At 38.0% G+C, this 19,079-nt stretch carries 17 protein-coding genes; 11 read left to right on the top strand and 6 right to left on the bottom strand.

Annotation, left to right across the window (positions count from 1 at the left end):
- The first annotated feature begins 93 nt into the window (after positions 1-93).
- Together tsaD and IPP64_06630 are read left to right on the top strand one after the other, a co-directional pair.
- Positions 94-1,134: a tRNA (adenosine(37)-N6)-threonylcarbamoyltransferase complex transferase subunit TsaD gene (gene tsaD, locus IPP64_06635; protein ID MBL0329084.1), complete on the top strand. Its 1,041-nt coding sequence runs from the start codon at positions 94-96 to the stop codon at positions 1,132-1,134.
- On the top strand, positions 1,124-1,831 hold the full coding sequence (locus IPP64_06630) for a hypothetical protein (protein ID MBL0329083.1): 708 nt from the start codon (positions 1,124-1,126) through the stop codon (positions 1,829-1,831). The genes tsaD and IPP64_06630 overlap by 11 nt, the downstream gene beginning before the upstream one ends.
- A 232-nt stretch (positions 1,832-2,063) precedes the next feature.
- On the opposite strand, the gene IPP64_06625 is transcribed toward IPP64_06630, so the two are convergent.
- The 5 genes from IPP64_06625 to ychF all read right to left on the bottom strand — a co-directional run bounded on the left by IPP64_06625 (position 2,064) and on the right by ychF (position 11,832).
- Positions 2,064-4,475: a choice-of-anchor B family protein gene (locus IPP64_06625; GenBank protein ID MBL0329082.1), complete on the bottom strand. Its 2,412-nt coding sequence runs from the start codon at positions 4,473-4,475 to the stop codon at positions 2,064-2,066.
- Between the two features lie 96 nt (positions 4,476-4,571).
- Entirely contained in the window at positions 4,572-5,765 is a 1,194-nt protein-coding gene (locus IPP64_06620) for a sensor histidine kinase (protein MBL0329081.1), read from the bottom strand.
- A gap of 270 nt (positions 5,766-6,035) precedes the next feature.
- Positions 6,036-8,747: a DNA gyrase/topoisomerase IV subunit A gene (locus IPP64_06615; GenBank protein MBL0329080.1), complete on the bottom strand. Its 2,712-nt coding sequence runs from the start codon at positions 8,745-8,747 to the stop codon at positions 6,036-6,038.
- Between the two features lie 72 nt (positions 8,748-8,819).
- Positions 8,820-10,661 carry a type IIA DNA topoisomerase subunit B gene (locus tag IPP64_06610; protein MBL0329079.1) on the bottom strand — a complete coding sequence of 614 codons (1,842 nt, stop codon included), beginning with the start codon at positions 10,659-10,661 and terminating at the stop codon, positions 8,820-8,822.
- A gap of 70 nt (positions 10,662-10,731) precedes the next feature.
- Positions 10,732-11,832 carry a redox-regulated ATPase YchF gene (ychF, locus tag IPP64_06605; GenBank protein MBL0329078.1) on the bottom strand — a complete coding sequence of 367 codons (1,101 nt, stop codon included), beginning with the start codon at positions 11,830-11,832 and terminating at the stop codon, positions 10,732-10,734.
- 237 nt (positions 11,833-12,069) lie between these two features.
- Here ychF and IPP64_06600 point away from each other — a divergent pair, with 237 nt between their 5' ends.
- The 7 genes from IPP64_06600 (at position 12,070) to IPP64_06570 (ending at position 17,183) form a co-directional block, all read left to right on the top strand.
- On the top strand, positions 12,070-12,918 hold the full coding sequence (locus tag IPP64_06600) for a transketolase (protein MBL0329077.1): 849 nt from the start codon (positions 12,070-12,072) through the stop codon (positions 12,916-12,918).
- 92 nt (positions 12,919-13,010) lie between these two features.
- On the top strand, positions 13,011-14,390 hold the full coding sequence (locus IPP64_06595) for a VWA domain-containing protein (protein ID MBL0329076.1): 1,380 nt from the start codon (positions 13,011-13,013) through the stop codon (positions 14,388-14,390).
- A 46-nt stretch (positions 14,391-14,436) separates the two neighbouring features.
- Positions 14,437-15,390, top strand: coding sequence for a transketolase family protein (locus IPP64_06590; GenBank protein ID MBL0329075.1), 954 nt, complete (start codon positions 14,437-14,439; stop codon positions 15,388-15,390).
- A gap of 37 nt (positions 15,391-15,427) precedes the next feature.
- Complete coding sequence (locus tag IPP64_06585; protein MBL0329074.1) at positions 15,428-16,006, top strand: sigma-70 family RNA polymerase sigma factor; 579 nt, start codon at positions 15,428-15,430, stop codon at positions 16,004-16,006.
- A 31-nt stretch (positions 16,007-16,037) separates the two neighbouring features.
- The gene (locus IPP64_06580) at positions 16,038-16,223 is read left to right on the top strand and encodes a hypothetical protein (GenBank protein MBL0329073.1); all 186 of its coding nucleotides are present in this window, start codon (positions 16,038-16,040) and stop codon (positions 16,221-16,223) included.
- A 149-nt stretch (positions 16,224-16,372) separates the two neighbouring features.
- On the top strand, positions 16,373-16,627 hold the full coding sequence (locus tag IPP64_06575; GenBank protein ID MBL0329072.1) for a hypothetical protein: 255 nt from the start codon (positions 16,373-16,375) through the stop codon (positions 16,625-16,627).
- Positions 16,628-16,679: 52 nt separating this feature from the next.
- Complete coding sequence (locus IPP64_06570) at positions 16,680-17,183, top strand: hypothetical protein (GenBank protein MBL0329071.1); 504 nt, start codon at positions 16,680-16,682, stop codon at positions 17,181-17,183.
- Here IPP64_06570 and xerD read toward each other — a convergent pair.
- Positions 17,180-18,079 carry a site-specific tyrosine recombinase XerD gene (gene xerD, locus IPP64_06565; GenBank protein ID MBL0329070.1) on the bottom strand — a complete coding sequence of 300 codons (900 nt, stop codon included), beginning with the start codon at positions 18,077-18,079 and terminating at the stop codon, positions 17,180-17,182. The genes IPP64_06570 and xerD overlap by 4 nt on opposite strands.
- Before the next feature lie 121 nt (positions 18,080-18,200).
- On the opposite strand from xerD, the gene aroQ reads away from it, so the two are divergent.
- A complete protein-coding gene (gene aroQ / locus IPP64_06560; GenBank protein MBL0329069.1) occupies positions 18,201-18,617 on the top strand; it encodes a type II 3-dehydroquinate dehydratase in 417 nt (138 codons plus the stop codon).
- A gap of 44 nt (positions 18,618-18,661) precedes the next feature.
- Positions 18,662-19,078: a DoxX family protein gene (locus IPP64_06555; protein MBL0329068.1), complete on the top strand. Its 417-nt coding sequence runs from the start codon at positions 18,662-18,664 to the stop codon at positions 19,076-19,078.
- The last annotated feature ends 1 nt before the right edge of the window (position 19,079 follow it).

Below are 19,079 nucleotides of genomic sequence, written 5' to 3'. Positions count from 1 at the left end.
AGGGAAAGAAATCGGAATAATATGTTTGCGAGTTTTTTAATACCTTTGAATCGTTAAAACGTTCGACTACATTGCCGTGCGAAGTTAATAAATATGAGCAAATCAACCATCATATTAGGAATCGAATCGTCTTGTGACGATACATCTGCTGCTGTTATCAAAGACGGCAAAATACTTGCCAATATTGTGGCCAATCAAAACATCCACAAGCTATATGGAGGTGTTGTGCCGGAGTTGGCTTCCCGTGCGCACCAGCAAAACATCATCCCAGTTGTTGATCAAGCAATCAAACAAGCCGGAATCAGCAAAAAAGATATTGAAGCCATTGCTTTTACACGTGGGCCAGGACTTATGGGGTCGTTACTTGTTGGAACCTCCTTTTCCAAAGCATTTGCATTGGGACTAAACATTCCATTAATTGAAGTAAATCATATGCAAGGGCATATTCTTGCTCATTTCATTGATGATGCCGGTAGCTCAAAGCCTTCTTTTCCTTTTTTATGCCTGACCGTTTCCGGAGGCCATACTCAAATTGTGCTCGTAAAGGATTTTTTCGACATGCAAGTTCTTGGTGAAACCATTGATGATGCTGCCGGAGAAGCATTCGACAAGGCGGCTAAAATTATGGGCTTGCCCTATCCTGGTGGACCACTAATCGATAAGTATGCTAAAGAAGGAAATCCCAAAGCATTCAAGTTTACAAAACCTCAGATTCCTGATTTTAATTTCAGCTTTAGCGGACTAAAAACCGGATTCATGAACTTCATAAATAATGAAACTGCCCGCAACGAAAACTTTATTTCAGAAAACAGAAATGATATTTGCGCCTCTATTCAATCTACTATTATTGATATTCTATTAACGAAATTAAAAGCGGCTGCCAAACAGACCAACATTCGCCAAATAGCAATTGCAGGAGGTGTTTCTGCTAATTCGGAACTACGTAAACAATTAACTGCCTTGAAGGAAGAGTTGGATTGGGACGTATTTATCCCTAAATTTGAATATTGCACAGACAATGCAGCCATGATTGCCATTACAGGATATTATAAATTTCTGAAAAATGACTTTAGCAACCAGGCTGCTGTTCCTGTTGCGAGGTACGATTTAAACAGTACACCAAATGAAAAATAAAAGAGTACTCCTTTTATTCCTGTGTTGTTTCCTACTGGCTATTCCCTATGTAAAATCAATTACTTTAGGCGATACCATCAAAGTTTCCATTCCCAAAAAAAAGAAAAAGCCATATCCTTCACAACCACTGGTATTAAAAACCAGCGTTACAGGGTTTATGTATGGTGGCGTATTCCCTTTTACATCCGAATATCGATTGGCAGCTGAAATTACAACAGGGCGAACGCAATCTGAACAAGTTAGTATCGGCTACCTTGGGAAGAATGTTTTTTGGTCCATTTTTGAAAAAGCATCCAACCAATCTACTGGTGATATTCTAAAAGTAAACGGTTGGCGCATTCAATATGCTCATAAAATTTATTTAGTCAACCGCAGGCATCATTCACCTTATGGGTTTTATGTCGCACCACACGTTTCCTATACAAACGCACATATTTCACTTGGTTTAAACCGTTATTACCGCGATGTTTATTTTGATGTGCGTCATCTCAATGCGAACTTACTTATTGGTGTTCAAGTAGGAAAACTTGGCCGTTTGACCATGGATGTATGTGGTGGTGCCGGTTATAAGACAAACACCGTTTATTACCATTCGTCTGCATACCGAATTACCAAATACGATACCTCCGATTTTGGTTCCTATTACAATGGTCACATGCATTTAATGTTTGACATCAGCTTAGGATATTCATTATAGGTCTTTCCTCACACAGATTTCTTATTTATATTGAAGTACTTTTGCGAATCATCATTACGATCCCAGTGCTTTAGAAGAAACTAGTTAGCACTCTCCAACTCATCCATTTTTGTTTGAAAACAGATTAGCCGCTCCAAATATCTATCGAGAGGCGTTCTAAAAAAAAAACAAAAAAAGTCCCGCTAAGATCACTCCTAACGGGACTATTGTCATCCTCAACACAGTTGAAGTATTATTTCAATTTCACAATTTTCACAGGCTTGGTGATTTCCTCAGCATTCACAATTTTAACAAAATAGATACCTGCTGTTAAATCCGGACTTACCAAGATACTTCCTTTTGTTTGAGTCAATTGATAAGTAGCCACTTGCTTACCTGTTACATCAGTTAAAATCAATTGTGCATTTGGGGCCAATGATTTTTTCAACTCATATGAAACAGCTGTTTCGTTTGTAAATGGATTCGGATAAACCGACACCGTGCTGTTTGCTGCGGTATGCTCATTAACACCAACAAAGCTCGTGATGAAAAATTTATCGAAACCAGCCTCCGTAATATGTCCTGGTGCAGCATCTGCTGTTCTCACAATTACTTGCATGTTTGCTGTTGGAGCAATAAATGTTGCAATGTCATACGATTTTTGAACCCAAGTAGAATTTAATGGAGATGCTTGTGTTACAGTTTCTATCAACACCGTAGTTAAACCATTTGACAAATAAATATTCAATGAATCATTTGGAGTACCTGTACCACCTGCATTGTAAAACCAACGTGAATAATTTAAATTAGGCAATACATAGCCGGTTAAATCAAATACAGGAGACGTAAGAATCGTAGCTCCTCCATCCACATCTTGATCTGATCCTGTTGTCCCAGTGTTTCCTGTAACATACGCCATCGTATAACAATCAGAAGCATCGTCCACTCCAGGATTTGCTAAATCTGTCCCATTGGTTGTTCCTAATGGAACACCACGCTCCCAAGCACCTGTACTGGCTGTTGTATTTACTGTCCAACCGAAATTAAATGTAAAATCATCATAGTAGCCTTCATTCAAAGGATACAACAATGCACTAGATCCCGAATTAATTGTTTGACCGGAAGCGCAATAAGTCGTGTATCCCCAATGCCCAGCAAACACATCATAATTGGTACCACCAACCACATTACAACTTGAAAAATTTCCGGTTCCGTTCGTAACAAAATTATACGTATTTGATGGATCCGTAATTAATACTCCTGCTGCTACAATAGGTGCTGATGATACTGCATCCTGCACGGTTCCACTGATTGCAACCGTAGTTAATGGAGCTAATTGTGCATTCAAATTTGTAACAACACCCGGTGATAAAACAACACCTGTAAAAACTTTTGTTGTATACCCAGGAGCAGAAATCGTAACAGTATACGTTCCCGGAATTGCAGTACCTGTTCTATATTGTCCAACAATATCCGTCACATCCGTAACTCCCACCGTTGAAATAGTAATGTTTGCATTGTTCAACAAAGCACCACATGCACTATCCGAAACAATTCCTTCTAAATAACATGCACGAACATAGTTTGGAGAAAAAACAAACAATCCTTCATCAATGTTTGATACCACAATGGTTCCGGAAGGCAAATACGGATAAACACCCCAATCACCATCAAAACCGCCACCTGTTCCAACATATGTATCGTAATTTCCAACGTGAACCATATTGATAGGGCGACCAACATCCGTAATTACAAATCCATCTCTATACCATGAAGTAACCGCATAATCATTTCCGCCTACGTTGATGATATGTGTATTGTGAACAATTGAGTTTGAACCTGGATTGGATTGAATACGATCCAACTCACTAATACTTCCCAAATTGGAAATATCATAAGCAGTTAAATAAGAATCATTCGTTTCATCTGTTGTAAATAACACCTTGCTATTTTGCGACAACCAAGTATTGTGGGTAAAGTTGGTTGGTGTTGATTGGTTCGCCAATTCAACCGGAGCCGTTTTATTTGTAAAGTCTACAACTGAATAAAACCCATCATAAATATGACCTGCATACAATGTGTCGTTTCTAACATACCCATCGTGTACATAAGGTGAAACCGAATTTTGATAATTTCCAACATAAACCGGATTCCAAGGATCGGTTAAATCAGCAACCAAAGCGCCACCGTTAAATAAATTACTTCCATACAAATACACATATTGATTATCAATGTGCAATGCATGGATGGAACTTAATGTTCCTCCTCCTGCTCCGGGAATGGTTGGCGCCCAATTATGATAAACAACACCTGCTGTATTTGGCAAACTTCTTAAATTAACAATTTGTAATCCGCCACCACCTTCGGTTGTAACGTATGCATATTTCCCTCTTACTTTTATTTCTTTCCATAAATTGTCAATTCCGGGAATCACCAACACTTCAATTGGTGTATTCGGAACAGTTACGTCTACAATCGACATTCCTTGCGATGCTCCAACTAATGCATACTCTCGTCCTGTTGAATCTACATATCCGCAGATGTTAGCACACGTTTGTCCTGGATACGTTTTTTGTGCCTGAAAAGTCACATTTAATTGAGCGGATGCAATGGATGCAAATGCAAAAACGGCAACAGCTCCTGCTAGTAATTTTTTAAATTTCATTTAGAGTGATTATTTAATTAATGGGATGATTTTGTACCACTAATTACGGGTATTTATTCGAAAAAAGCAAAGAAAAAAACAGACCCTATAAATGGCCTATTGTGAAACAAACGAAAGTTTAAACACCAATCCATTCTCATTTGAAAACGAATACGCACCATTAATCTGTTCTGATAAAGACTTAATGAGTTCCAGACCTAACGAATTGTGATTTTTAGTTGAATTTTCGGGGATACCTAAGCCATTGTCTCGCACTTCTAACTCAACACGACCGTTCACTTTTTTTAATTTTACCCCAACCATCAACTTTTTGTCAGCTTGCTGAGCATACTTAAACGAATTGGTAATTAATTCATTTAAAATCAAACCACAAGGAATTGCGTTTGAAAGGTCCAAACTCACATCCTCCGTTTCTAAAACAATCTCAAATTTTTCTTCTTCCCCCAAAGACTTGGCAATTTCACTTGTTAGATTTTTTACATAATCTTTAAAATTCAAACCAACAATATTCTTTGAGTTGAAAATGTTCTGATGAACCAATGCCATTGAAAAAACACGATTCCGACAATCTTCCAATGCATCTTGAACTTCTTTCGAATCCGACATGCCTTTTTTCAAATTCAAAAGACTGGTCACGATGTTCATATTATTCTTCACCCGATGAAATACTTCTGCTAATAAAATCTCTTTCTCCTTCAAGATACTTTTGATATGATTTTCCTGAGTAATCGATTCATAAACCATAATAATCATAAACGATAAAGTGGTCAGAAAACTTAGAATAATATTAAAAATAAACATGTTATTTATGACGTCCGCACTCAACACAACCTTATAAATATCATACTTATAACCTATTGTTATAAATATAACCGAAAGCAGACAAAAAACACTTAGTATAATCAAGTGCTTTAACGTTTCTTTTTTTCCTAAAAGCTGCACCATACTAATCAAAACAGGAAAATAAAATAGGATAATGTAGGATTGCAACCCCATTTTTAGATTCATGGGAATAAAGAAGATATAGCCAAAAATATAAAACCAATATGCCGCCCAAATGTAATTTCTATACACATTCAAAACAATAACAAATGGCAACACAATCAACGAACAAATACATTCAAAAATAAATTGAGTATATCCTGTGATTTCAAAAAACAGAATGCCCAATAGCATATTTACAATTGCTATTAGTGTAATGGAATTGAGTTTACGGGTGAGGTAAATTTCCCAAGGCTGATAATGAGGTTGTACTCCTAAATCAATAAGCTTCTTAAGCGCATTCTTCATAAAAAAAGCAAAAATTCAATTTTATCCGCTCCTAAGTTCGTTATTAAAATTGTATAATCAAATTAAGATTCGAAACATCACCTTCTAAAACAACCTCAGTCCTTCATGCACCTTGACAGCCAAACCTTTCCTTTTGAACTTTATTCACAAAATACAAACCTTATGGTCTATCCAAAATTCACTTAATTTTCAATAAAATAAATAGCCACAAATTCATAGATCATCAATCTGTGAATCTGTGGCTATTTTATACCACACGAGAACTAACCTTTAAAAATCTAGCTTCAAATCTTTCCCGCCATCTTTGCCTTTTTTAGGCTTTTTCTTTTTCTCTTGAGAAGGCAATTTGATTTCCGCATTAATCATCTGATCAATAGAAATCAGGTTTTTATCCTTTGCAGGTTCTTGTGCCTTTTTAATGGCTTCCAATGGAGACATACCACTCTCTTCAAATTCATCTTGCACATCTTCATCAATTGGTATCTCTACCGGAGGTAATAATGTTATGTCTTTTACTTTCGAGTACGATAACTTATTTCCTTTCGCCTTCATCCCCTTCACCTCGATAAACTGTGTCAGGTCAATTTTTTCAGAAGGCACTTCTTTGTCTTTTACTTTACTGTATTTCACTTCTACTACCGGCAACACATCCGTTGTAACAATTTCAACACGGGAACCTTCCGACTCCGAAATAAATAATACCTTTTTATCCGTTAGTTCAATCATAAATCGTTTTACGAAATAGGTCTTACTTTCACCATCCAAATAAATTGCGGAAACAGGATTATTCGGTTTGAATTTCTCAATCAAAATCATGTCTTGATCAAAATGGGTGGAAACATCAAAACTCGACAATTTATAATGTCCACTTTGAGTGATGGTCAAGATCTTATCTTCCGGACCAAAACTTCCTAAAAATTCACCACGCTTATCGGTGTTGATGCGCTGTACTGTATCGTCAAACCAAATATCACGTGCACCCAGTGTGGAAACACCTTCCTTCAACTTCACAATTTTCTTCACCGAATATTTTGTAACCACATTCCCCATCGAGTTTCTGCCTTTAACAGCCAACTCTGCAAAGTTTAAGTCCCACTGCACTTTTCGTAATCCCGGCATTGGTTTCAACTGCACTTCCACCACCTCTGCTTCTCCGTTTGGATTGGCGCTAAAATATAATATCTGCGACTCTTTTGTTCCTTTTGTTAAATCGTATACTTTGTCACGTGTCACACCGGTAACCGGGAATCGTTTCATAAATACACTTCCGGATTTTCCATCTCGATAAATCACATTGTAAATCGTCCGCTCATCGTTTTTCTTAAATACAGCAATGTGTATCAGGTCTTTCCCTACAAATGCTTTATCCGCCACCTTTGACACTTTCATTGTTCCATCCTTTAAGAACACGATGATGTCATCAATATCCGAGCATTCTGCAACAAATTCATCTTTTTTCAAACCATAGCCGGCAAAACCTTCTTCACGATTCACATACAATTTTTCGTTTGCCACCACCACACTTGTTGCAACAATGTTCTCAAACGATTTTATTTCTGTTTTGCGCTCTTTTCCAACACCGTATTTCTTCTTTAAATTCTTGAAATACTCCACAGCAAAATCAATCATGTTGGCTAAGTGATGATCGATTTCAGCAATACGCGCATCCAATGCTTTCATCTTTTCATCCGCTTTCTTCGAATCGAAACGAGTGATGCGAATCATTGGAATCTGTGTCAACTTCTCATAATCATCGTTCGTAATCACACGAATGAATTGCTTTTTATACTTCTTAAAACGCTCATCCAAATAAGCAAACAAGGTTTCTTTATCCGAATAGTTTTTGAAATCAATATACATTTCATCCTTGATGAAAATTTTCTCCAAAGACGCAAACAAATATGATTCTTGCAATTCCCCTTTTTCAATCTCCAACTCACGCTTTAACAATTCCAATGTTTGACGGGTGGAGATTTTTAAAATTTCGTTGACACCAATAAACTTTGGCTTGTCGTTTTCAATGATACAAGCATTTGGAGAAATGGATACTTCACAATCGGTGAAAGCATACAAAGCATCAATGGTTTTATCAGGTGAAATACCTGGAACCAAATGAATCACAATCTCCACATTTTCGGAGGTATTGTCTTCTACTTTTCTGATTTTGATTTTCCCTTTGTCGTTTGCAGCTACAATGATATCAATCAACGAACCGGTTGTTGTACCAAAAGGAATTTCAGAAATCACTAAGGTCTTTTTATCAAGCTGCGATATTTTTGCACGCACACGCACTTTACCCCCGCGCAATCCATCATTATAATTGCTAAAATCAGCCATCCCTGCTGTAGCGAAGTCAGGCATAATATCTGTGCGTTTTCCTTTTAAAGAAGCGATGGATGCATCACACAATTCGTTAAAGTTATGTGGTAACATTTTACAGGCCAATCCAACCGCAATCCCTTCAACACCTTGCGCCAATAACAATGGAAATTTCACAGGTAAGGTTTCCGGCTCTTTATTTCTTCCATCGTAACTCGATAACCATTTTGTTGTCTTTGGATTAAAAACTACCTCCAAAGCAAATTTGGATAACCGTGCCTCAATGTAACGGGGAGCTGCTGCTCTATCTCCGGTTAAAATATTTCCCCAGTTTCCTTGTGTATCAATCAATAAATCTTTTTGTCCCAACGCCACCAAAGCATCCCCAATACTCATATCCCCGTGCGGGTGATACTTCATGGTATGACCGATAATGTTCGCCACTTTGTTGTAACGTCCATCATCCAAATCATTCATCGAATGTAAAATTCTACGCTGAACCGGCTTTAGTCCATCTTCAACATAGGGAACAGCACGTTCCAAAATTACATAGGAAGCATAATCCAAAAACCAGTTTTGGTACATCCCCGACACATGAATCACATTGTGAAGTTCTTCACCTCCACCTGCTAATTCTTCATTTGTATTTTCTTCGTTACTCATACAATCGTTAATTTTTTAATTGTTAATGGTTAATTATAAATCCCAATTAACGATTAACTTTTTTCTGTTTTCCTATACTCCCTCAACCAAATCTTTCTCCACCACCAAATTATCAATAATGAAATCTTGGCGCTCCTGTGTGTTTTTACCCATATAATACCCCAACATGTCTACAATCGTTCTGTCTTTACCAATAATCACAGGGTCTTTTCGCATGTCTTTTCCAATGAACAATTTAAATTCGTCCGGTGAAATTTCACCCAATCCCTTAAATCGTGTAATCTCCGGTTTAGAGCCCAATTTTTCAATAGCAGCTCTGCGTTCATCTTCGCTATAGCAATAGATGGTTTCTTTTTTATTCCGAACGCGGAACAAAGGTGTTTGTAGAATGTATACATGTCCGTTTTTCACTAAATCCGGAAAGAACTGTAAGAAGAAGGTCATCAACAACAAACGGATGTGCATACCATCCACGTCTGCATCGGTAGCAACCACAATGTTGTTGTAACGTAAATTCTCGATTCCGTCTTCAATGTTTAATGCTGCTTGAAGCAAGTTGAACTCTTCATTTTCGTAAACAATCTTCTTCGTTAAACCATAAGCGTTTAATGGCTTCCCTTTCAAACTGAAAACAGCTTGCACATTCACATCACGTGTTTTGGTGATGGAACCACTTGCCGAATCTCCCTCACAAATAAACAAGGTGGTATCCAACTTTCGTTCATCATTTGATTGCATGTGAATGCGGCAATCGCGTAATTTCTTATTGTGAAGATTTGATTTTTTTGCACGCTCACGTGCTAATTTCTGAATTCCTTGTAAATCCTTCCGTTCACGTTCACTTTGCTGAATCTTTTGTAAAATGGCCTGAGCCGTTTCCGGATTCTTGTGCAAGAAATTATCCAATTCGGTTTTTAAGAAATCACCAATAAAGGATTTTACAGATGGCCCTTTCGGTCCCACATCGGTGGAACCTAACTTTGTTTTTGTTTGAGATTCAAAAACCGGCTCTTGCACTTTGATACTCACAGCAGCAATAATGGACGTACGCACATCCACGGCTTCAAAATCTTTTTTGAAGAAGTCGCGGATAGTTTTTACCAATGCCTCTCTGAATGCTCCTTGATGCGTTCCACCTTGTGTGGTATGTTGTCCGTTTACAAAGGAATAATATTCTTCACCGTATTGTTGGTTACTGTGGGTCATCGCCACTTCAATATCATATCCTCTCAAATGGATAGTAGGATACAAAATCGGACCGCTGATGTTTTGTGTTAACAAATCCAACAATCCATTTTCGGAATAAAATTTTTGTCCGTTGTAGATAATTGTCAAACCGGTATTTAGGTATGCATAGTTCCACAACATTTTTTCAATGTATTCATTGATGAAGTGGTACTTTCCAAAAATCGTTTCATCCGGAGTAAAGGATACAAGTGTTCCCATGCGTTGATCCGAATCCACAATTTTTGTTTCTTTGGTCAATACACCGGTCGCAAAATCTGCTGATTTGGTTTTCCCTTCACGGAATGCTTGTACATTAAAGTAACTCGACAATGCATTAACAGCTTTTGTACCAACCCCATTCAATCCAACCGACTTCTTAAATGCTTCCGAATCATATTTCGCTCCTGTGTTGATTTTGGAAACAACATCTACTAATTTCCCTAATGGGATACCGCGACCATAATCTCGAACACGAACTGTTTTGTCTTTAATGGTCACTTCGATGGTTTTACCATTCCCCATCACAAACTCATCAATACAGTTATCAAGAGTTTCTTTCAATAAGATGTAAATTCCATCGTCCGGAGAAGAACCATCTCCCAATTTACCAATGTACATCCCTGGGCGTAAACGAATGTGCTCGTTCCACTCCAGCGTTTTTATACTGTCTTCGGTATATTTAGCCATTACAAATTATTACAAATTTATAAAACTGGAATTGCAAAATTTCCTTACATCTTCCATTATACATCATACATTATACGTTAAAACGAAAGTGCATCAAATCCCCATCATTTACCACATATTCTTTACCTTCAACACCCATTTTGCCGGCTTCTTTACAAGCAGCTTCCGAGCCTAAAGTAACAAAATCATTATACTTGATCACCTCAGCTCTGATAAATCCTTTTTCGAAATCGGTATGGATAACCCCAGCAGCTTGGGGAGCGGTCATTCCTTTACTGATGGTCCAAGCTCTCACTTCTTTCACGCCTGCGGTGAAATACGTTTGTAAATTCAAAATACGGTAAGCCGCTTTAATTAGGTAATTCACCCCCGGCTCCGTCAATCCCATTTCACCTAAAAACATCTGACGCTCTTCGTAAGTTTCCAAACTGGCAATTTCAGCTTCCATTGCAGCGGTGATGATTAACACCTCAGCATTTTCGTCCTTCACGGCTTCTCTAACAGCATCCACATATTTGTTTCCGGTTTTTACCGACTTTTCATCCACATTACAAACGTACAATACGGGTTTGATGGTCAATAAGCAACAATCTGCAACATGAACCATATCTTGTTCCGACAAATTCGCAGAGCGTGCTGATTTTCCTTGTTCTAAAAGCTCCTTTAAACCAGACAATACCTCAAATGCTTTTTTAGCATCCTTGTCGTTACCGGTTTTTGCCATTTTCTCCACCTTCTTCATCTTCGATTCTACCGATTCCAAATCTTTCAACTGAAGCTCTGTATCAATGATTTCTTTATCTCTCACCGGGTTTACAGAACCATCCACGTGAATAATATTGTCGTCATCAAAGCAACGCAGAACGTGAATGATAGCATTCGTTTCGCGAATGTTTGCTAAGAATTTATTCCCCAGACCTTCGCCTTTACTTGCTCCCTTTACCAATCCGGCAATATCCACAATCTCCACTACGGTTGGTACTACTCGCTCCGGGTTCACAATTTTTTCCAAAACGGCTAAACGCTCATCCGGAACAGTAATAACACCCACATTGGGCTCGATGGTACAAAACGGGAAATTTGCCGCTTGTGCTTTTGCGTTTGATAAACAATTAAATAATGTTGATTTTCCAACATTTGGTAATCCCACAATTCCACACTGTAATGCCATATTTTTTAGTTCAAAGTTTAAAGTTAAAAAGTTCAACGTTTCAATTGAAACAAGGAACCCTTGAGTTATTTTAAGCCTGCACATATAACGATATCCAAAAGTTATAAAAACCCTTATTTAGCTTTATTTACGTGAGTTTTCAACAATAATGCGATTTTTCAACAATACCAAAAGCCTTGTAAAAATTGATACTTTTGAATCCTCAATCTTAAAAACCACCTTTTAATCAACATATTTATGGCTACCACAGCAGAATTAGAAAAAATTGTTTCTCAAGTCCGCAGAGATATCGTTCGACAAGTACACGCAGTTAATTCTGGCCACCCGGGTGGCTCATTGGGCTGTGCCGAATACCTTGTTTCCCTCTATTTCGAGATCATGAAACACAATGCTGCTAAATTCTCTATGGATGGCATCAATGAAGATATTTTCTTCCTGTCAAACGGACATATTTCTCCAGTTTTTTATAGCGTTTTAGCTCGTTCCGGTTATTTCCCTGTAAAAGAATTGGCGACCTTCCGCAAGCTGAATACCCGTTTGCAAGGACATCCAACTACGCACGAACATTTACCGGGCGTTCGTATTGCATCCGGCTCACTCGGACAAGGCATGTCGGTTGCTATTGGTGCTGCTTTGGCTAAAAAATTGAATACAGATGCATCCATTGTTTATACACTTCATGGGGATGGTGAATTACAAGAAGGCCAAATTTGGGAAGCAGCCATGTATGCGGCTGCTAAAAAAGTAGATAATCTTATTTGCACGGTGGACATGAACGGACAGCAGATTGACGGTTCTACCGATCAAGTATTACCGATGGGAAGCTTACGTGCAAAGTTTGAAGCATTTGGCTGGGAAGTACTGGACCTTGAAAAAGGAAACGACATCGCATCCGTAGTTACTACACTAAAACAAGCGAAAGAAAAAACTGGTAAAGGAAAACCGGTAATGATTTTAATGAAAACAGAAATGGGCAATGGGGTTGACTTTATGATGGGTAGTCACAAATGGCATGGCGTTGCTCCAAATGATGAACAATTGGCACAGGCTTTGAATCAGAATGCTGAAACACTTGGAGATTACTAGAATTCAGACATTAGATCCAAGACTCAAGACCTGTAAACATGAAAAATAATCCTTCTTTTCGATTACAAAAAGCTCAATTTTCAAGACTTATTATGTCTTGTTTCTTGATCCCGATAGCTATCGGGATGGCATCTTGTATCTCTGCAAAAGCACAACAAGCCAAACCCTTAACCCGAATCGAATTTGTATTTGATGCCTCTTTCAGTATGTTCGGCCAATGGCAAAACGGGATGAAGATGGATATGGCCAAGAAAATGCTGACAGAGTTTTTAGATAGCATTCAGAAGGTAAATAACCCAAACTTAGAATTGGCTTTCCGTTGTTACGGTCACCAAGTTCCACTTCGTCCGGAACGCAGTTGCACCGATACCAAACTAGAAGTGCCATTTGGAAAGAATAACGCTCAAGCAATCAAAAACAAACTTAAAATGCTTGTTCCGAAAGGAACAACCCCTATTGCCTATACCTTAGAACAATGTGGAGGTGATTTCCCTTCAGCCTCCAATGCCAATGTGCGCAACATCATTATTTTAATAACCGATGGAATTGAAGAATGTGATGGCGACCCTTGTGCTGTTTCATTAGCGCTGCAAAAGAAAGGCATTGTTTTAAAACCCTTTGTAATTGGTATCGGACTCGACCAAAGCTATATTAACTCCTTTGGCTGTATTGGTAAATTTTATGATGCTTCCAGCGAAACCAGCTTCAAAAACATCTTAAACATTGTCATCTCTCAAGCTTTAAACAATACCACTGTTCAAGTAAACTTAAACGATCAGATTGGGCGCCCATCTGAAACGGATGTGAACATGACTTTCTATGATGAACAAACCGGCATCATTCGTTACAATTATGTACATACGATAAACAACAAAGGCGTACCCGACACCTTGGTAATTGACCCTATCGGAACCTATAAAATGGTGGTATATACCATCCCACCGGTTGAGAAAAAAGGCATCGAATTGATTCCCGGTAAACACAATACGATTGCAGTAGATGCACCGCAAGGATATATCAATTTAAAAATGGCAGGAGGAACAGATTACACTCGAAATATCAGTTGTATTGTTCGTAAAAATGGAGAGATGCAAACACTTCATATTCAAAACTTTAACACTACTGAAAAATTCATTGTTGGAAAATACGATTTGGAGATATTAACCCTCCCTCGAATCAAGTTGGACAAGGTAGATGTTGCTCAAAGTAAAACCACCTATATTGAAATCCCACAATCGGGTAGTGTTTCTATTTCTAAGCCAAGTGAAGGCCCGGGAAGTTTGTTCCAAGAAAACAATAAATTGGTGTGGGTATGTAATTTGAATAGCTCCTTGGTTCAGGAAACCATTAATCTTCAACCCGGAAAATACCGCATTGAGTACCGACCAAAAAACGCAAAAGAGGCGATTTACACCATCGAAAGACGTTTTAAAGTAGAATCAGGAATATCAACACAATTGAAACTATATTAAACTGATAAAGAATAAATTAAAAGAATTATCTATACAAATTAATTAAATGAAAAAATACACCTTTACAGAAAAGAAAGACACTCGCTCCGGATTTGGAGCTGGGTTATCCGAATTAGGAAAATCGAATCCGAATGTGGTGGCATTGTGTGCCGACTTAACTGGTTCTCTTAAAATGGATGCCTTTGCAAAAGATCATCCGGAACGTTTCTTTCAAGTAGGTATTGCCGAAGCAAACATGATTGGAATTGCTGCAGGTTTAACCATCGGTGGTAAAATACCTTTCACAGGTACGTTTGCTAACTTCTCAACGGGTCGGGTGTACGATCAAATTCGACAATCGGTAGCCTACTCCGGTAAAAATGTAAAAATCTGTGCTTCTCATGCTGGATTAACACTTGGAGAAGATGGTGCTACCCACCAAATATTGGAAGACCTTGGATTAATGAAAATGCTTCCAGGAATGGTGGTAATAAATCCTTGCGATTTTAACCAAACCAAAGCCGCAACCATTGCCATTGCAAATTATGAAGGTCCTGTTTACCTCCGATTCGGTCGCCCTACTGTTCCCAACTTCACCCCAGCCGACCAAAAATTTGAAATCGGCAAAGCAGTCATGCTGAACGAAGGCACCGATGTAACCATCTTTGCAACTGGACATTTGGTATGGAAAGCGATTGAAGCGGGAGAACAATTAGCCGCACAGGGTATTAGTGCCGAAATAATAAATATTCATACCATTAAACCTTTAGACAATACCGCTGTCTTAAACTCAGCTAAAAAAACACGTTGTGTGGTTACTGCTGAAGAACACCAGATGAATGGTGGATTAGGAGACAGCATTGCACAGCTTTTGGCTCGTGAGTTACCCACACCAATTGAAATGGTTGCCGTAAATGATAGCTTTGGCGAAAGTGGTACTCCAGATCAATTAATGACAAAATATGGCTTGGACGCTGTCAATATTGTTGAAGCAGCTAAAAAGGTTTTAAAACGAAAATAAACTAGCAAGACGTTCACATACCTGACGGCTTGATACGATGGATAACCAAGTAGAACATAGCACGTCAAAAATTTCTCCGCACGACCGGGAAATCATCGAACAGTTTCGAAATGAAGAAACGCGTAACTATGCGTTTAACTTATTGGTTCGCGAATATCAAAAACGACTCTATTGGCACATCCGTAAAATCATCATCGACCATGATGATACGGATGATGTGCTCCAAAATGTATTCATCAAAGTTTGGAGGCACCTCTCAAATTTCAAAGAAGAAGCTCAACTTTTTACCTGGATGTACCGCATTGCAACCAATGAATCCATCAACTTTTTAAATGCGAAGAAAAAACGTGCCGGTATTCCACTGGACGATGTTTCCGCTTTCCTCGCAAACAACCTCGAAAGCGATAGTTATTACAAAGGAGATGAGATTCAAACGAAACTCCAGAAAGCCATCTTAACCTTACCCGACAAACAACGTATTGTTTTCAATATGAAGTATTTTGAAGAAATGAAATACGAAGAAATGAGCAAAATACTTGAAACATCGGTTGGTGCACTCAAAGCATCCTACCATCATGCTGTAAAGAAAATTGAAGAATACCTGACAACCCATTAAACCTTTTTAATAGAATTGAATCAAAGCAGTAATGAATAACGATCACAACATAGCAGACGAAGACAACAACTTAAACGGAATGGCTCCTAAGTTATCAAAACTTGGTGCCAAGCATCCGTTTAATCCTTCGGATGATTATTTCAATGCCTTTACTTCAAAATTGCAAAGCCGTATTGAGGACGAGGAAGATATTCGCTCAATTGCCCCTACTCTTTAAGTATTGATAAATACAGTCCGTTTGAAGTTCCTGCCAATTACTTTGATGAATTACCAACCATCATCCAAGAGAAAGTAATTACAAACAATACTCCCACTTTTCGTTTTGAGTGGTTGCGATTACTATTCCGTCCCAATTTTGCAGTGCCCATGTTTGCAATTGTTTTTTTAACCATTGTGGGCATCAATTACATGAATAAAAAAGCTGAGGTGATAAATACCACGATGTTGGAGGAACTGTCTCTGGAAGACCAACTCTATTACATCAATGAAACAGACATTATTGAACAACTCACTGCTGATGCTTCTTTGGATGTGGAAACATCCCCTGAAGAGGAAAACAGCATTGAAGATTATTTGATTGAAAACAATATTGAAGAATCGAAATTAAGTAACGAGCTATAGATTCGGATTCCATTAACAATCGGAACGAATCAAAAACAAACACTCATAGATTATGAAAACAAACGCATTAAAAACAATCCTTGTCCTTGCCTTCATCTCTTTAGCAGGTATTATCTATTCACAACCCATGGGGCCTCCACCCAAAGGAAAAGTGGACCGACAAAAGGAAAAGAAAGACAACATCGAAGCCATGAAAATTGCTTATTTAACTAGCAAACTGGAACTAACACCGGAAGAAGCTCAAAAATTCTGGCCCGTTTATAATCAATATAACGATAAACTGGCCGAACTGCGGAAAAAGCGAAAAATGGATGTTCGAGAAGCAAAAAAGAATCAAGAAGAAATGACTGATAAAGAAATGGAGCAAGCCATGGATAATGATTTTGCATTCCGACAAAAAGAACTGGATTTACAAACAGAATACAATTCAAAATTCAAGGCGGTGCTTCCGATTAAGAAAGTAGCAAAGCTCTACCAAGCAGAAGAACAATTCAAACGTGTATTGATTGATAAATTGAAGGAAGAACGAAAAACAGCTCCGGTGAAAAACAACTAAGATCGGGGATGAAACCGAATAATGGCTTCTCTGAGATAATCTCGATCCAGGTGTGTATAAATTTCTGTAGTTGTAATCGATTGGTGTCCTAGCATTTCCTGAACCGCTCGCAAATCAGCTCCACCTTCGATTAAATGGGTTGCAAAGGAATGACGAAAGGTATGCGGACTGATTTTCTTTTTAATTTTTGCCTTAAAAGCCAACTCTTTGATGGTCGTAAAAACGTATATCCTCGATATTTTACTTCCTCGGTTGTTTAAAAACAAATAATCCTCATTGTCCTTTTTAATCGGAAGGTGACAACGCACTTCATTTTTATAAATTTCAATTTGTTGGATTGCAACACTTCCTATTGGCACCAACCGTTCTTTATCTCCTTTTCCAGTTACTTTGATATAATCTTCGTTAAAAAAGAGGTTGGACAACTTCATATTTACCAACTCACTCACCCGTAACCCACAGCTGTACAATGTTTCCAGCATTGCTTTATTCCTTTGTCCACCCGGCCGACTTAAATCGATTGTTTCGATTAATTTATTGATATCATTCAAACTTAAGGTATCGGGCAATTTACGAGCTAAACGGGGGGCTTCCAACAAGGCAGTTGGATCGATATTCAGCATATTCTCTAGTAATAAGTATTTGTAAAACCCTTTGATACCACTTATCAATCGAGCTTGAGAGGAGGCTGTCATGCCCAATTCGTTCACCCATTCCAAGAACTCTTGCAGGTGCTTCAACTGAACATCCTTAGGAGAAAGGTCGTATTTCTTGTATTCAAAAAACTGAATGAGCTTATTCACATCGTGCAAATAGGCTTCAATGGAGTTTTCCGACAGGGACTTCTCCAACGAAAGAAAGGATTTAAACCCTTTTATATATACATTCCAGTTCAATTGAGGTTGTTCAGCAATTAAGTTTAACGAGTAATTTACCTTTAGTAAAAATAAGAAAGAGAATTTTCACTTATCTTTGTTATCGCAACAAATAACTAACAACCACTAACTAACAAGTATCGTGAAACTGATTATAATAAACGGTCCCAACCTGAATTTATTAGGAACACGTGAAACAGATGTTTACGGAAGTCAGACCTTTGAAACCTATTTCAATGAACTAAAAAAGAAATATGACAACATCGGCTTGTTCTATTTCCAAAGTAATATTGAAGGGGAACTCATTAATAAATTGCACGAAGTAGGCTTTTCATTTGATGGCATTATCTTCAATGCGGGCGGTTATACACATACATCCGTTGCATTGCGCGATGCCATCTCTTCTATCAAAGCACCAACCATTGAAGTACATATTTCAAATATATTTGCTCGGGAAGAATTTCGTCACGTTTCGCTGATTGCTCCAAAATGCAAGGGTTCTATCTCCGGATTTGGAATGTATTCGTATCGATTAGCCATCGAAAGTTTTATTAAATGACCTTTATCATACAGCATTTCATTATAAAAAAAGACCTTTAACACATGGAATTAGTAACGAATGAATCGATTATGACTTTTACACTTAGATTAATTCTAGGTATCTTATTCTTTATGCAAGGCTACGATAAAGTCATCCGCGTTAAAATGCCCGGAGTAATCGAGTCGTTTAAATATGAGTTTGGGAAAGTAAACATGCCTCAGGGTGTTCTTGCTTTTGGCGCTTACTTATCATCTTTTATTGAATTAATCTGCGGATTAACACTTATCTTGGGAATATTCACAAAGTATTCACTTTATTTAATCGGTTTTGATTTAGTATTGGTTACAGCTGCTTTCAGCTTGATTAACCCGGTATGGGATATGAAAATTGTTTTCCCTAGAATTATACTTTGGTGCGCATTGATGCTGACACCGAATTCCTATAATAAACTTTCGTTGGATTTTTTCCTTTTAAAATAGA

This window comes from Bacteroidota bacterium (assembly GCA_016722565.1).
Classification (GTDB): Bacteria; Bacteroidota; Bacteroidia; order 2-12-FULL-35-15; family 2-12-FULL-35-15; genus 2-12-FULL-35-15.
Note: the sequence above shows the minus strand (reverse complement) of the source record. Positions and strands in the feature narration are given on the sequence as shown.